Below are 15,308 nucleotides of genomic sequence, written 5' to 3'. Positions count from 1 at the left end.
TCAGGCGGGGCCAGACGCAGGCCGGGCGATCGGCGCGCGCGACATGGCTTGGTCCGACACATAGGGATTGGTCCGCCGCTCGGCCCCGAAGGTCGAGTGCGGGCCGTGTCCCGGCACGAAGGTCACGTCGTCGCCCAGCGGCCAGAGCTTGGTCGTGATGGCGTTCAATAGGGCGGCGTGGTCGCTGCGCGGAAAGTCGGTGCGGCCGATCGAGCCCTGGAACAGGACGTCCCCGACCTGGGCGAAGCGGGCCTCGCGGTTGAAGAAGATGACATGGCCGGGGGTGTGGCCGGGGCAATGGACGACTTCCCAGGTTGTTTCGCCCAGCGTCAGAACCTCGCCGTCGGCCAAGAAGCGCGTCGGGGTGAAGGTGCGGGCGTCGGGCAGGCCGTACTTCTGACCCTGGGTGGGAATCAGGTCGATCCAGAACTGGTCCTCGGCGTGGGGGCCGATGATGTCGACGCCGGTCTTTTCCTGCATCTCGGCGGCGCCGCCGGCGTGGTCGAGATGGCCGTGGGTGATCCAGATGGCGTCCAGGGTCAGGCCGCGCCGGGCGATCTCGCCGAGAATCGCATCAGTCGAGCCGCCCGGGTCGATGACAGCGGCCTTCCTGGTGCGGGTGCACCAGACGGTGGTGCAATTCTGCTGCAGCGGCGTGACGGGCGTGACGAAGACGCCGATGGGGGAGGCGGGCTGGCTCATGCCCTCTCAGATAGCGTCAGGGGGGTGACTAAGGAACCGGGCGCGTTGACCTTTCGGCCCCTTCTCGACATAAGGGCGGGCTTCGAGGCGCCGCTCCTGAAGGGGGCGGCCCTATTGCTTTATCCACCGCGCGCCGCACGGCGTCGCCACAGAGCGTCAGAATCCCGACCATGCAAGTCGTCGAAAAGTCGAACGAAGGCCTCAGCCGCGTGATCGCGGTGACCATCCCGGTAGCCGAGCTGAACGAAAAGCTCGAAGCGCGCATCAAGGAAGTCGCGCCGCAGATGAAGCTCAAGGGCTTCCGTCCGGGCAAGGTGCCGGCCGCGCACGTCAAGAAGACCTTCGGTCGTGACTTCATGGGCGAAATCATCAACGCCTCGCTGAACGAAACCAGCCAGAAGGCCCTGGACGACGCCAAGCTGCGTCCGGCCGCTCCGGCCGAGATGAAGCTGATCTCGGACATGGACAAGGTCATCGCCGGTCAGGAAGACCTGGCCTATGAAATGGCCCTGGAAGTCATGCCCGACTTCACCCCCGTCGACCCCAAGACCCTGAAGCTGGATCGCCCGACCTACACGGCCTCGGACGAGGACCTGGACGAAGCCCTCAAGGAACTGGCCTCGCAGGCCAAGTCCTACGAGGACAAGACCGGCAAGTCGGTCAAGGCCGCCGACGGCGACCAACTGACCATCGACTTCGTCGGCAAGCTGGACGGTGAAGTGTTCGAAGGCGGCTCGGCCGAAGACGCCGACCTGGTGATCGGTTCCAACCGCTTCATCCCGGGCTTCGAAGAGCAGCTCAAGGGCGCCAAGATCGGCGAAGAGAAGACCATCGAGGTCACCTTCCCCGAGGACTACCAAGCCAAGAACCTGGCCGGTAAGGCCGCGACCTTCGACGTCAAGGTCAAGGCCATCAAGGCCGAGACCGAAGCCAAGGTCGACGAAGAGTTCGCCACCCGCATCGGCCTGGAGTCGCTGGACAAGCTGAAAGAGCTGCTGAAGGCCAACCTGGACCAGCAGTACGCCGGCGCCGCCCGCTTCAAGCTGAAGCGCGCCCTGCTGGACCAACTGGACGAAGCCCACGATTTCGCCCTGCCGCCGAAGATGGTGGAAGCCGAGTTTGAAGGCATCTGGGCTCAGGTGTCGGCTGACAAGGACGCCGGCCGTCTGCCGGAAGAGGACGCCAAGAAGTCGGAAGACGAACTGAAGGCCGAGTACCGCAAGATCGCCGAGCGCCGCGTGCGCCTGGGTCTGGTGCTGGCCGAAATCGGCCGCGCCAACAACGTCGGCGTGACGGATCAGGAACTGTCGAACGCCATCATGGCCGAAGCCCGCAACTATCCCGGCCAGGAAAAGATGGTTCTGGACTTCTACCGCCAGAACCCGAACGCCGCCGCCCAGCTGCGCGCGCCCATCTATGAAGAGAAGGTCGTCGACCTGATCGTCGGCGTCGCCGCCGTCACCGACACGCCGATCTCGAAGGAAGAACTGCTGAAGGAAGAAGACGAGGGCTAAGCCCCTTCTCTACTGACCAGCGGATAATGATCTGGCCCTCGCGCTCCGGTGCGGGGGCTTTTTCATGGGTCTGATGAAGATTTAATCTTGGATCGACGACCCGGCCTCATTGCGGCCCATTTAGTTTGTCGTTTTATAGAACGATGAAATCTGGAGAGGCCTGAATGGGCGCGTCGCTTGCAATGGGATTTATGGGGCTGGCCTTGCTGTCGGCGCCTGTCGATCAGGATCGGTCAGCATCTGCGCCCGCCGATGCCCAAGCGACCACGGAGCTCGCCGACATCGTCGTGCAGGGGCGCCGGATCGATGATCAGGTTCGAGGTTTCATCGATGAGATCGCCGCCGCGCCTACCGGTCGGGGACCCGCGCGCTGGCGCGACAATATCTGCGTCGGGGTCGCCAATCTGCGCGGCGAGGCGGCGCGGTACCTCGCCGACCGTGTGTCCCAGGTGGCGCTCGACATCGGTCTGGAGCCGGGGGAGCCTGGTTGTCGGCCGAATATTCTGATCATTGGTACGGACGACGGCGCGGCGCTGGCGCGCGGGCTCGTCGCGGCCCGAAAGAACGTGTTCTGGCCTGGCGGTTCGGGCATGAACCGGAGCCGGGCGGCGTTGGAGGCGTTCCAAGCGAATGATCACCCCGTGCGTTGGTGGCACATCAGTCTTCCGGTTGATTCCCAGACGGGGCAACTTGCGGTTCGATTGCCAGGGGAAGAGCCCCCCCAAATCTTCAAGACCACATCCGGACGGCTTCGCACCACGATTCGCAATGACCTGGGTCGCGTCGTCATCATTGTCGACCTGGCGAAAGCTGAAGGTTTGGATCTGCGCCAGATCGCCGACTATGCGGCGATGGTCGCGTTCTCCCAGGTCGACCCGGATGCGGATACGGGGGCCTACGACTCGATTCTGAATCTGTTTCGTCAGCCCGCGATGACGCCGAGCCTGACCAGTTGGGATATGGCCTATCTCAAGGCGCTCTACTCGGCCGAACTAAATCAGTCGTCGGCGGCGCATCAGGCGGGTGAGATTCAGGGGTTGATGGCGCGGGATCAGAAGCGCGAACAGGGCCTGACGGACGATCCGCACTGATCCTTGGTAGGCTAAGGCGAGCGTGCGGCCTTGCGCGGCGCGGGTCGGGTGGTGATATCTTGGCGACTAAGGTCGCGGCAGCGAGTCGCGCCGACAGAATTCGAAAAAGGCCTTCATGCGCGATCCGATCGACTACATCTCCAACAACCTGGTGCCGATGGTGGTGGAGCAATCCAGCCGCGGTGAACGGTCGTTCGACATCTTTTCGCGTCTGCTGCGCGAGCGGATCATCTTTCTGACCGGGCCGTTCGAGGACGGTATGGCCTCGCTGATCTGCGCCCAACTGCTGTTCCTGGAATCGGAAAACCCGAAGAAGGAAATCAGCATGTACATCAACAGCCCCGGCGGTCAGGTGACCTCGGCGCTCGCGATCTACGACACCATGCAATACATCAAGTCGCCGGTCTCGACCGTGGTCATGGGCATGGCCGCCTCGGCCGGTTCGCTGATCCTGACGGCCGGTGAAGCGGGCCAGCGCATCGCTCTGCCGAACGCACGCGTCATGGTTCACCAGCCCTCGGGCGGTTTCCGCGGCACGGCCTCGGACATCGAACGCCACGCCGAGGACATCATCGCCACCAAGCGCCGCCTGAACGAAATCTACGTCCACCACACCGGCCGGACCTATGAGGAAGTCGAGCGCACCCTGGACCGCGACCACTTCATGACGGCCGAGGAAGCCAAGGCCTGGGGCATCGTCGACCATGTCTATGACAAGCGCACCCAAGCCGACGACGACGGCGTGAAGACGGTCTGATCCGACTTTAGGCATCTAGCTGCCACGATTTGCGAGGCGGGGTCCGGAAACGGGTCCCGCCTCGAATCGTATCGCCCCGCGAATGAGGGGTGGAGCAGGGGTCTGGGCCCGCCCGCGGTTTGTGCTATCAGGCCGCCATGCAGTACACACGCGATGCCAGCGGGACCGTCGAAGTCGACGGCGACATCTATGAGTGGGAGATCCGCCGTCAGCCCCAGCCCAAGGCTGGCGGCCAGTGGGACGGCATGGCCATCAGCCTGCACCTGAAGGACTTCAAGCGCGAGGCGGTCATCCAGTTTCCCATGCCGATGCGTGCGAACGGACGGCCGGACCTGGAGAAGCAGCGCGTCAACGTCGACGCTGTGCGCAACTCCGTGACGGCGGCCATCGAGGCGGGCTGGAACCCCACCTCGCGCGGCAAGGCCGTGGTCTTCGACGTGGACGCCGACGGCCGCTGATTCTCCGAACGGACCCTCAGGGGCGGCCGGTGAAGACCCGGAAGCCCTTTTCCTCGGCGATGGCGATCATCTCGGTGTCGCCGGAGGTGTCGCCATAGGCGGCGGCCAGTTTCATGTCCGGTCCATAGGCGGCGCGCAGGCGGCGCACTTTTTCCTCGCCCCGGCAGTTCTCGCCCGCAAAGGCGCCGGTGACGCGGTCCTGGGCGTCGAACACCAACTGGGTGCCCAGCAGGCCCTCAGCCCCCAGACGGCGGGCGAAGGGGGCGACGGTCGTTTCCGGCGAGGCGGTGACGACGACGCGGTGCGCGCCCTTTTCGCCCCAGGCGTTCCAGCAGGCGAGGGCGTCAGGACGCATGAACTGATCCCAGTTCTGATTCGCGTAGCGTTCGGCCTCGGCCTCCAGCGTGGCGCGGTCCAGGCCCAGCAGGAATTCGCGCACCGAGGCGGCCTTGATCCGGCCCCGGTCGCGATCCCCGACATAGGCCGCCAGCGCGGGCGCCATCCTGGCCAGGCCCAGGGCCCAGCCGCCCGCGCCGGCCCGCCAGCGCAGGAAGGCGGTGAAGCTGTCGCGAATCGTCAGGGTGCCGTCGAAGTCGAAAGCGACGATCGGACGGTCCCCGGCGGGGGACTGGCGAAACGATTGTGCGGCGCCCATGTCAGACATTAGCCGTGATCCCCATAGAAACTGTGCTGTCCGTCCCTGTTAGCGCTTTGTCGTGTCGCAACAGGGTTGTGGCGGAACGTGTGATGGGTGATTGTCTTTTTTTGAAGACCTTCGTGCATAGATTCACGGATCGACCACGAGGTAAGCGCCTTTCGTCCCATGTCGGGCCGGATCGCGGGAGTGAGAAGGGTCTATGACCAAAGCCGCCGGCACAGACGCCAAAAGCACGCTCTACTGCTCATTCTGCGGAAAGAGCCAGCACGAGGTGCGCAAGCTCATCGCCGGACCGACGGTGTTCATCTGTGATGAATGCGTCGAGCTGTGCATGGATATCATCCGCGAAGAGCACAAGATCGCCTTCAAGACGACCAAGGACGGCGTGCCGACTCCCAAGGAGATTCGCGACGTCCTGGACGACTATGTGATCGGCCAGAGCCACGCCAAGAAGGTGCTGAGCGTCGCCGTCCACAACCACTACAAGCGCCTGAACCACGCGACGAAGAACAACGACGTCGAACTGGCCAAGTCGAACATCATGCTGATCGGGCCCACCGGCTCGGGCAAGACGCTGCTGGCCCAGACGCTGGCGCGCATCATTGATGTGCCGTTCACGATGGCCGACGCCACGACCCTGACCGAAGCCGGTTACGTGGGCGAGGATGTCGAAAACATCATCCTGAAGCTGCTTCAGGCGTCGGACTACAACGTCGAGCGGGCTCAGCGCGGCATCGTCTACATCGATGAAATCGACAAGATCAGCCGCAAGTCGGACAACCCGTCGATCACCCGCGACGTGTCGGGCGAAGGCGTGCAGCAGGCCCTGCTGAAGATCATGGAAGGCACAGTGGCTTCCGTGCCTCCGCAAGGCGGTCGCAAGCATCCGCAGCAGGAGTTCCTGCAGGTCGACACCGCCAACATCCTGTTCATCGTCGGCGGCGCGTTCGCCGGCCTTGAAAAGGTGATCTCGGCCCGTGGGGCAGGGGCCTCGATCGGCTTCGGCGCCAAGGTCAAGGAAATCGACGAACGCCGTACGGGCGACATCCTCAAGGGCGTCGAACCGGACGATCTGATGCGTTTCGGCCTGATTCCCGAGTTCATTGGCCGTCTGCCCGTTCTGGCGACGCTGGAAGACCTGGACGAACCGGCGCTGGTCACCATCCTGACCGAGCCGAAGAACGCCCTGGTCAAACAGTACAAGCGCCTGTTCGAGATGGAGAATGTGGCGCTGACCTTCACCGACGACGCTCTGTCGGCGGTGGCCAAGAAGGCGATCACCCGCAAGACCGGCGCCCGCGGCCTGCGTTCCATTCTGGAAGGCATCCTGCTGGAGACCATGTTCGAACTGCCGACCTTCGAAGGCGTCGAGGAAGTCGTGGTCAATGCCGAAGTGATCGAAGGCCGCGCCCAGCCGCTGCTGATCTATTCGGAAAGCACCAAAAAGAAGGCCGACGGCGCCGCCTAATCGAGCGTAGCAATGTTGGAAGGGGCGGCGCCGGCGACGGCCCGCCCCTTTTTCCGTCCCGAGGCCTCGATCTGCGGCGTCCGCGCCACAGTCCGGAAAGGACAGCAACGCGTCGCAACCGCCTGGACCTGGCCGGGCAGGTCGTCCACGATGGGCCCTGAACCACGCTTCTGTGGGCCATCCGACCGCTACGCTTGAACCCGGCGTCTCGCGAACCACATACTCACACGAAAGCCGCCGGAATCGGCGGGTCGTCCAGAGGAGCCTAGGCATTCGCGCCGAGGCGTTTCGGGGCGGCGGGCTGGAGATCCACGAAAGCCCTGGAAAGTACGCATCATGACCGAGAGCAAAATCCTCCCCGTCCTGCCGCTGAGAGACATTGTGGTCTTTCCGCACATGGTCGTGCCGCTGTTCGTCGGCCGCGAGAAGTCCGTGCGGGCTCTCGATGAGATCATGAAGGGCGACAAGCAGATCCTGCTCGCCACTCAGAAGAACTCCGTCGACGATGATCCGGCGCCTGACGCCATCTATCAGACCGGCGTCCTGGCCACCGTCCTGCAACTGCTGAAGCTGCCCGACGGCACCGTGAAGGTGCTGGTTGAGGGAAAGGGCCGCGCCCACCTGACGCGCTTCACCGACCGCGAGGACTACTACGAGGCCGAGGCCGTCGAGATCGCCGACGAGGAAGGCGACGCCTCGCAGAGCGAAGCCCTGCTGCGCGCGGTGATCGAGCAGTTCGAAAACTATGTGAAGCTGAACAAGAAGGTCCCGCCCGAGGCCCTCAGCTCCATTCCCCAGATCAGCGATCCGTCCAAGCTGGCCGACAGCGTCGCCGCGCACCTGTCGGTGAAGATCGCCGACAAGCAGGGCCTGCTGGAAACCATCGCCGTGCCGGCGCGCCTGGAGAAGGTCTATGGCCTGATGGAGGGCGAGATCAGCGTCCTTCAGGTCGAGAAGAAGATCCGCTCGCGCGTGAAACGCCAAATGGAGAAGACCCAGCGCGAGTACTATCTGAACGAGCAGATGAAGGCGATCCAGCGCGAGCTGGGCGAGACCGACGACTCGCGTGACGAACTGCTGGATCTGGAAAAGCGCATCCGCAAGACGCGCCTGTCCAAGGAAGCCCGCGCCAAGGCCGATGCGGAGTTGAAGAAGCTGCGCAACATGTCGCCGATGTCGGCGGAATCGACCGTGGTGCGCAACTACCTCGACTGGCTGCTGTCGATCCCGTGGGGCAAGGCCAAGACCAAGCCCATCGACCTGCAAAAGGCCGAGGACATCCTCGAAGAGGATCACTACGGCCTGGAGAAGGTCAAGGAACGCATCATCGAGTATCTGGCCGTCCAGGCGCGCACCGGCACGCTGAAGGGCCCGATCCTGTGCCTGGTCGGCCCTCCCGGCGTCGGCAAGACCTCGCTGGCCCAGTCCATCGCCAAGGCGACGGGGCGTGAATACGTCCGCATGTCGCTGGGCGGCGTGCGCGACGAGGCCGAGATTCGCGGCCACCGCCGGACCTATATCGGCTCCATGCCCGGCAAGATCATCCAGTCGATGAAGAAGGCGAAGACCACCAACGCCTTCGTCCTGTTGGACGAGATCGACAAGCTGGGCGCCGACTGGCGCGGCGACCCGTCGTCGGCCCTGCTGGAAGTGCTGGACCCCGCCCAGAACTCGACCTTCGGCGACCATTATCTGGAGGTCGACTACGACCTGTCTCAGGTCATGTTCGTGACGACGGCCAACAGCTTGAACATGCCTCAGCCCCTGATGGACCGGATGGAGATCATCCGGGTCAGCGGCTACACTGAGGACGAGAAGGTCGAGATCGCCAAGCGTCACGTCTTGCCGAAACAGCTCAAGGATCACGGGCTGAAGGAGGGCGAACTGATCGTCCCGGAAGAGACCCTCCGTGACCTGATCCGCTACTACACCCGCGAAGCCGGCGTGCGTTCGCTGGAACGGGCGCTCGGCGGTCTGGCCCGCAAGGCGGTGCGCGAGATGGCCAAGACCAAGGCCGTCTCCATCACCGTCGATGCGGCCAAGCTGGCTCAGTACGCGGGCGTGAAGAAGTATCGCTACGGCGAGACGGACACCGAGGATCAGGTCGGCATCGTCACCGGCTTGGCCTGGACCGAGTTCGGCGGCGACATCCTGACCATCGAGGCGATCAAGATGCCCGGCCGCGGCCGCATGACCGTGACCGGCAACCTGAAGGAGGTGATGAAGGAGTCGATCTCCGCCGCCGCCTCCTATGTCCGCAGCCGCGCCCTCAGCTTCGGGGTCAAGCCGCCGCTGTTCGAGAAGACGGACATCCACGTTCACGTGCCGGACGGCGCGACGCCCAAGGACGGCCCCTCGGCCGGCGTGGCCATGACGGTCGCGATGGTCTCGGTCCTGACCGGCGTGCCGATCCGCAAGGACATCGCCATGACCGGCGAGATCACCCTGCGCGGCCGCGTCACCGCCATCGGCGGCCTGAAGGAAAAGCTGCTGGCGGCCCTGCGCTCCGGCGTGACGACGGTGCTGATCCCTCAGGAGAACGAGAAGGATCTGGAAGACGTGCCGGAGAACGTGAAGTCGGCGCTCGAGATCATCCCGATCTCGACCGCGGACGAGGCGCTGAAATGGGCCCTGACAGGCACGCTGACGCCGGTGGAGTGGGACGAGGCGGCCGAGCCCCTGCTGCCCGTCCAGCCGTCCTCTCCGCCCCACGACGGAAAAGCCGTCAGCCACTAACGGCGACAAAAGAAGCGACCAAGCGCGCGGCCCGGGGAAACTCGGGCCGCGTTGCTTTTGACGTCGGCGTCAAGAAGCCGTTAAGTGCGCCCCGGGGAAATGCTGGGGAGCAAGACCAATGAACAAGACTGAGCTGATTGGCGTCATGGCCGAGGCGGCGGGCATCAGCCGCGACCAGGCCAAGCTGGCGCTGGAAGCCTTCACCGACAACGTAACCGCCTCGCTGACGCGCGGGCGCGACGTGCGTCTCGTCGGCTTCGGCTGTTTCGTGGCCGTGGATCGCAAGGCCGGAACCGCCCGCAATCCGCAAACCGGCGAGGCCATCGCCCGCCCTGCCTCGCGCACCGCGCGCTTCAGGGTTGGGGAAGGATTGAAAAGCGCCTTGAACGGCTGAGGAGACAGGGGCATGAAGCGTCCCTGACGCGCGACGTCACGGGCGGCTAGCTCAGCTGGTCAGAGCATCTCGTTTACACCGAGAGGGTCGGCGGTTCGAACCCGTCGCCGCCTACCAAATTTTCCTAGCAAATCAGTGGGTTGTACAGATTTTGCTGGTGCCGGTTGTTCCGGCAATTTGGGTCAAGGGGGCAGTAGGGGGGGGGCAGTTTCTGCGGATTTCGCTGAAATGTCCTGAAACGGTTTGGGCCCCTAAGGCGTGTTCTGACCCGAAGCGATCACCCGCCCTTGATCAATCCTCTCATGACGGACCGGGGATGACGTTGTTGAGGCCCCTCGATATCGGCTGCTCGTGACACCCAATGACGCCCTGCCCAGCGCCGCCGACGTCGAGATCGTCTGGGTTCACCGCGACGGCGGTCCGCGTGGCCGGGCCGAGGCCCTGACGACGGCGGCAGTTGCGGCAGCGGGACGGATCGACCCGACCATGCCTGTGTCTGGGTGGCCAGCGAGTCCTCGGTCGCTCGTGCGATGCGCGCCGCCTTGCTTCCTAGCTCTTCACATGTGCGCCAGCGGCGCAGGTTTGATCGTCTTCGAGCTTCTGGGACGGTATGGATCAGCCGCACTAAAAAGGCGCGGCCAATAGGTCCGCAGTGGGTCGAGTGCGGTCCTCGGCTTCGACGCTGAAAGCGCATCGGCTTAGGGTCCGCTAAGGGCCGCGTGCGGACGCCGGCTTAGCGTCCTAATGCCGACATTGGGCTGAACGCCTAGAAGGCGGACGCCTCAAACGTCAGCTATGGGTGGAGAGGGGAACTTCAACTTGACAAGGTAGCGTTGGCCACCAACCGAAATCAGGATCGCATGCGAAAGCTGGTTCAATGCCCAACAAGCTTTCGGATCGCCTTCCGGCAGGGTGTCGTAGTGGTTGCCTGCACGACCTTCGTCCCGCTAGCCGTTTGGGGGTTTGGCGCCGTCCTCGCAGCGGACGATGGCGTAGGGGCTGGGCTAATTTTTCTGGCGTTTTTCGCAGGATGGTCTCTCGCTGGCGGCGTCGCAAATACGATCCCTCTGATCGCGAAATGGGTCATCCACGATCACTTTTCTCGACGTTGAGCAGACCGAAACGTCCGAAACCTGGCCGTGAACCTTTATCTGCACGGTTTCTGCACGCCGCCTGGTTCATATCTCGAACATGAGGCCATCAACGCTCGACACGCATAAGCGACAACGACCGCCTCATAAAGAAGGCGCCGTCCAGCCGTGTTCAATTCATCCATTCGATCATCCTACTGGCTGAAGGTCGGGATCGGGCTGTTGCTGGGCGGCGCGGCTGACGCGATGTTCTTCATGCAGCGGCCCGGCGCGACCCTTGGCCTGTTCGCCCTGCTTTGGCTGGCGGCGGCGGCCTTGTTCCGAAAGGGATGGGTCCGCGACCGGCGAGGCCTGTTGGCAGCCGCAAGCGCGGCGGGGCTGGCGGGGGTCATGATCGACCGGCCGAGCCTTTTGGCCTGGGTCCTGTTCGGGCTCGCCCTGATGATCGCCGTCCAATCGGCGCGGGTGCGCGGCGGCGAGGACGTCTGGCGCTGGGCGCAGCGGTTGATCGTTCAGGTAGTAGTGGCGGTGGCTGGGCCGTGGATCGACCTGATCCGCCTGAACCGGACCAACCGGCGACGGCAGGCCTTCAGCCTGCCGGGCGTCGTGCGCCTGCTGATCCTGCCGGTCCTGGGCGGCGCAGTGTTCCTGGCCCTGTTCGCCAGCGCCAATCCGGTGATCGGCGATCTGGCGGCGCGGCTGCGGTTGCCGCCCCTGTCGGAAAACACGGTGGCGAGGGTGATTTTCTGGGGCGTTGTTCTGATTGCCGTCGCTGGATTTCTGCGTCCGCGCTGGCGGCGTCGGTTGATTGCCCTGCCATCGCTGGAGGGACGGAATGTCCCAGGCGTTACGGCAGCTTCAGTCACCCTATCGCTGATCGTGTTCAACCTGCTGTTCGCGATGCAAAACGGCCTGGACCTGGCCTTCCTGTGGAGCGGCGCACCGCTGCCGGAGGGCGTGACCCTTGCCGAGTACGCGCATCGCGGCGCCTATCCGCTGATCGTCACGGCCCTGCTGGCGGGCCTGTTCGTCCTGATCTTCCTGCGGCCGGGGTCAGAGACGGCGACGCGGCCTCTGGTTCGACGGCTGGTCGTTCTGTGGGTCGGACAGAACCTGTTTCTGGTCGCTTCCAGCCTGTTGCGGACGGCGGCCTATATCGAGGCCTATTCCCTGACGCGGTTCCGCATCGCCGCCATGATCTGGATGGTGTTGGTCGGTCTCGGCCTAGGGCTGATCTGTTGGCGCGTGCTGAGGAACAAGAGCGCTAGCTGGTTGATCAACGCCAATGTCGGCGTGGCCCTGACGGTGCTGGGGGTGGTCAGCGTGGTCGATCTGGGGGCGATCGCAGCGCACTGGAACGTGCGGCATGCGCGCGAGGTCGACGGCCAGGGTTCACGGCTGGACCTCTGCTATCTCGACAGCCTGAACGGCGCGGCCCTGGTCTCGCTCGTCGAGTTGGAGCAGCAAACGGCGGACTCGGCGCTGAAGGACCGCGTCGCGGCGTTGCGCGACCGGCAAATGGCGGCGATGCAGGAGCATCAATCGAAATGGCGGGGTTGGCGCTGGCGCGACGCCCGGCGGCTTGACCGGGTTGAGCAACTGACCGCCGCCCGTCCCCTGACGGCGATGCCTCCCGGTCAGCGCGATTGCGACGGGCGTCTGATCACCCCGTCCGTGCGCCTTTCGGCGCCGCCGTCGACGCCCAGTCCCATTGCTCCCCCGTTGACCTCTGAAGCTGGAACCTGAACATGGCGATCATGCAGCGCACCGTCCTGGTCGTCGATGACGACCCGCATATCCGCGACCTCCTGACCTTCGCCCTGGAAAAGGCAGGGCTGGCGACACGCGAGGCCGGCGACGGCGAGGCGGCCCTGGCCGCCATCGCCGAACAGCGGCCCGACCTGGTCATTCTGGACATCAACATGCCGCGCATGGACGGGATCGAGGCCTGCCGCCGCATCCGTGCTCAGGGCGATCTCCCGGTCCTGTTTCTGTCGTCCCGTGACGACGAGATTGACCGGATTCTGGGCATCGAACTGGGCGCCGACGACTATGTGGTCAAGCCATTCAGCCCGCGCGAGGTGGTGGCCCGTGTCGCCGCCATTTTGCGGCGTGTGAATATGTCCCCGCCACCCCCACCGCCGGGCGCGGTGCGCGTCGGCAGGCTGTCGCTGGATACGGACGGCTGGCGGGCGCGCTGGAACGACGCCGATGTACCGCTGACCATCACCGAGTTCGGCATTGTTCGCGCCCTGGCCTCCGCCCCGCAAAAGGTCTTTACCCGCGACGCCATCATCGACCGCATCCATGGGCCGGGCTTCGCCCTGACCGACCGGACCATCGACAGCCATGTGCGCAATCTGCGCGCCAAGTTCGCGTCTATAGGCGGGGCCGACGTGATCGAGACCCGAGCGGGCGTCGGCTACCAGATGGGTCCCTGTCGCGGCGGCGAGGCGTGATCGGAGGCGCTGTCCAGCGACTGAGAGGCTTCGTGCGGGCGCACTGGCCTGCTCTGCGGTTGCGCACCATCCTGCTGTCGGTGCTGTTTTTTGCCGCCATTCTGCCCGGCGTAAGCGCCATCTTCCTGCGGGTCTATGAGAACACCCTGGTCCGTCAGACCGAGGCGGAGCTGATCGCCCAGACGGCGGCCCTGTCAGCAACCGCCGAGGCGATCTGGCCCGGCGCGCGCATCGTCCTCCCGACCGAAGCCCAGCGCCGAGCGCCGGGCTATTATCACCCCGAACCGGCGCGCATCGATCTGCGCTCCGATACAATTCTGCCGCCGCGCCCGCCGGCGCGCACATCAACGGCGCCAGCCGATCCAGCGGCCGTCGTCGTGGCCGAACGTCTTGAGCCGGTGATGGAGGAGACCAGCCGCATCACCCTGGCCTCCATCGTCCTGCTCGACCGCAACGGCGTGGTTGTGCGCGGCCTGGGTCAGGGCGGAAGCTGGCGTGATCTGGCTGAGGTCAAGAGCGCGTTGGCGGGCTCGCCCGCAACCGTGCTGCGCCGAAACGCCGCCTATCAGCCGCGCTATTCGATGGAGTGGCTCAGCCGAGCCTCCGGCCTGCGTATCCATCATGCGCAGCCGGTGGTGGTGAACGGCCGGGTTGAGGGCGTCGTCCTGACATCGCGTTCGCCGCGCGCCCTTTTCAAGGGGATTTATCAGGACCGGGGCAAGATTCTGTTCGGGATTGTCGCGGTTCTGGGTCTGCTCAGCGTGCTGGCGGTGGTGATCTCGCGCGGCATTGCCCGTCCGATCGAGGTCCTGCGACGCGCCGCCCGCGACGTGACGCATGGCGGAGGGGTCGTGCCGCCGCCGCCCCCGACGGCGGCGGTCGAGATACGTGATTTATACGAAGACTTTGGCCAGATGGCCGAGGCGGTGGATCGCCGCTCGCGCTACCTGCGCGACTTCGCCGCCGCCGTCAGCCATGAGTTCAAGACGCCTCTGGCTGGTATTCAGGGGGCCGTCGAACTGCTTCAGGACCATGGCGACGACATGGAGCCGGATCAGCGTCGCCGCTTCCTCGACAACATCGACGCCGACGCGCGACGACTGTCCGATCTGGTGACGCGGCTGCTGGACCTGGCGCGGGCCGACATGGCGCGGCCGGAAGCCGGAGCAGCGGTCGATCTGCGACCTGTCGTGGCCCGCATCGCGGACGCCCTGAGAGCGGGCCTGACGATTAAAGTCGATCTGCCGGACGGCCTGCCGTTGGTCGCCGTCCCGGAGGCCAGTCTGGAGATGGCCCTGACGATCCTGTTGGAGAACAGTCGACAATTGGGCGCGACGGCCGTGGAGATCGCCGCCCAGGTCGATGACGATCAAGTTCGTCTGACCGTGTCCGACAACGGTCCTGGCGTGGCTGAAGGCGACGTCAAACGCATCTTCGAGCCCTTCTTCACGACGCGCCGCAGTGAAGGAGGCGCAGGCCTCGGTCTGTCGATCGCCCAAGCGCTTCTGCGCGCGAACCGGGCCAGCCTGGCATTGGTTGGAACACGAGCCGGCGCCACGTTTGAGCTGCTGCTGCCCCGATCCGCTGGCCGCAGGGGGCCATCGTCTGGACGAGTTGGATGACATCATTTCGCGCGCTTACTCGTCGTGCGGGGGGCTAAATGGCCTCATTGTCGATAAGCGGACGCGGCGAACTTCAGTTTGGGGGGGAGCGGACACACAGGCGCTCGCCTGCTACGCTCACAAGATGTCATTCGAAAATGCTTGGGCTAAGTATCATTCTGGTGAACGACCAGTCGGCTGGATGCTGCGAGAAGACGGGGCGAAATACTGGTTGCGCTTTCATTCGCTGCCCGCCTCGAAACGCTATGCTGACACCGATGAAGAGCGTTCAATTCTGCTGGCTCGTCACAACACGCTAGCCGAGGAAGTGCTTGGCGCTAGCCCGTGCTGGCTTGTTTAGACCCATTGGGCGACGTCC

The 15,308-nt window shown here is 64.7% G+C and carries 13 protein-coding genes and 1 tRNA gene; 12 read left to right on the top strand and 2 right to left on the bottom strand.

Features of this window, described 5'->3' with window-relative positions; all coding sequences use genetic code 11:
• Positions 1–702: an MBL fold metallo-hydrolase gene (locus AB4Y68_RS02395; RefSeq protein ID WP_441453723.1), complete on the bottom strand. Its 702-nt coding sequence runs from the start codon at positions 700–702 to the stop codon at positions 1–3.
• Positions 703–872: 170 nt separating this feature from the next.
• On the opposite strand from AB4Y68_RS02395, the gene tig reads away from it, so the two are divergent.
• The 4 genes from tig to AB4Y68_RS02375 all read left to right on the top strand — a co-directional run bounded on the left by tig (position 873) and on the right by AB4Y68_RS02375 (position 4,522).
• Positions 873–2,216 (top strand): trigger factor, encoded by a 1,344-nt coding sequence (tig, locus tag AB4Y68_RS02390; protein ID WP_441453721.1) that lies wholly within the window; start codon positions 873–875, stop codon positions 2,214–2,216.
• 164 nt (positions 2,217–2,380) lie between these two features.
• The gene (locus AB4Y68_RS02385) at positions 2,381–3,307 is read left to right on the top strand and encodes a hypothetical protein (RefSeq protein WP_441453719.1); all 927 of its coding nucleotides are present in this window, start codon (positions 2,381–2,383) and stop codon (positions 3,305–3,307) included.
• A 115-nt stretch (positions 3,308–3,422) separates the two neighbouring features.
• The gene (locus AB4Y68_RS02380; RefSeq protein ID WP_114816234.1) at positions 3,423–4,064 is read left to right on the top strand and encodes an ATP-dependent Clp protease proteolytic subunit; all 642 of its coding nucleotides are present in this window, start codon (positions 3,423–3,425) and stop codon (positions 4,062–4,064) included.
• A gap of 137 nt (positions 4,065–4,201) precedes the next feature.
• Positions 4,202–4,522: a hypothetical protein gene (locus AB4Y68_RS02375; RefSeq protein WP_441453716.1), complete on the top strand. Its 321-nt coding sequence runs from the start codon at positions 4,202–4,204 to the stop codon at positions 4,520–4,522.
• 16 nt (positions 4,523–4,538) lie between these two features.
• On the opposite strand, the gene AB4Y68_RS02370 is transcribed toward AB4Y68_RS02375, so the two are convergent.
• Positions 4,539–5,186: an HAD-IB family hydrolase gene (locus AB4Y68_RS02370; RefSeq protein WP_441453714.1), complete on the bottom strand. Its 648-nt coding sequence runs from the start codon at positions 5,184–5,186 to the stop codon at positions 4,539–4,541.
• 193 nt (positions 5,187–5,379) lie between these two features.
• On the opposite strand from AB4Y68_RS02370, the gene clpX reads away from it, so the two are divergent.
• The 8 genes from clpX (at position 5,380) to AB4Y68_RS02330 (ending at position 15,290) form a co-directional block, all read left to right on the top strand.
• Positions 5,380–6,648: an ATP-dependent Clp protease ATP-binding subunit ClpX gene (gene clpX / locus AB4Y68_RS02365; protein ID WP_441453712.1), complete on the top strand. Its 1,269-nt coding sequence runs from the start codon at positions 5,380–5,382 to the stop codon at positions 6,646–6,648.
• 336 nt (positions 6,649–6,984) lie between these two features.
• Positions 6,985–9,384: an endopeptidase La gene (gene lon / locus AB4Y68_RS02360; RefSeq protein ID WP_441453710.1), complete on the top strand. Its 2,400-nt coding sequence runs from the start codon at positions 6,985–6,987 to the stop codon at positions 9,382–9,384.
• A 118-nt stretch (positions 9,385–9,502) separates the two neighbouring features.
• Positions 9,503–9,778, top strand: coding sequence for an HU family DNA-binding protein (locus AB4Y68_RS02355; RefSeq protein ID WP_441453709.1), 276 nt, complete (start codon positions 9,503–9,505; stop codon positions 9,776–9,778).
• A 40-nt stretch (positions 9,779–9,818) separates the two neighbouring features.
• Positions 9,819–9,895: transfer RNA gene (locus tag AB4Y68_RS02350), tRNA-Val, on the top strand.
• A gap of 1,142 nt (positions 9,896–11,037) precedes the next feature.
• Positions 11,038–12,615, top strand: a complete 1,578-nt coding sequence (locus tag AB4Y68_RS02345) for a DUF4153 domain-containing protein (RefSeq protein WP_441453707.1) — start codon at positions 11,038–11,040, stop codon at positions 12,613–12,615.
• 2 nt (positions 12,616–12,617) lie between these two features.
• On the top strand, positions 12,618–13,328 hold the full coding sequence (locus AB4Y68_RS02340; protein WP_441453705.1) for a response regulator: 711 nt from the start codon (positions 12,618–12,620) through the stop codon (positions 13,326–13,328).
• Positions 13,325–14,950: a sensor histidine kinase gene (locus AB4Y68_RS02335; protein WP_441453704.1), complete on the top strand. Its 1,626-nt coding sequence runs from the start codon at positions 13,325–13,327 to the stop codon at positions 14,948–14,950. The genes AB4Y68_RS02340 and AB4Y68_RS02335 overlap by 4 nt, the downstream gene beginning before the upstream one ends.
• A 124-nt stretch (positions 14,951–15,074) precedes the next feature.
• Positions 15,075–15,290, top strand: coding sequence for a DUF3885 domain-containing protein (locus AB4Y68_RS02330; protein ID WP_441453703.1), 216 nt, complete (start codon positions 15,075–15,077; stop codon positions 15,288–15,290).
• Positions 15,291–15,308: the final 18 nt, after the last annotated feature.

It is taken from the genome of Brevundimonas sp. 2YAF1 (genome assembly GCF_052114745.1).
Classification (GTDB): Bacteria; Pseudomonadota; Alphaproteobacteria; order Caulobacterales; family Caulobacteraceae; genus Brevundimonas.
This window is presented reverse-complemented; position numbering and strand designations above follow the sequence as displayed.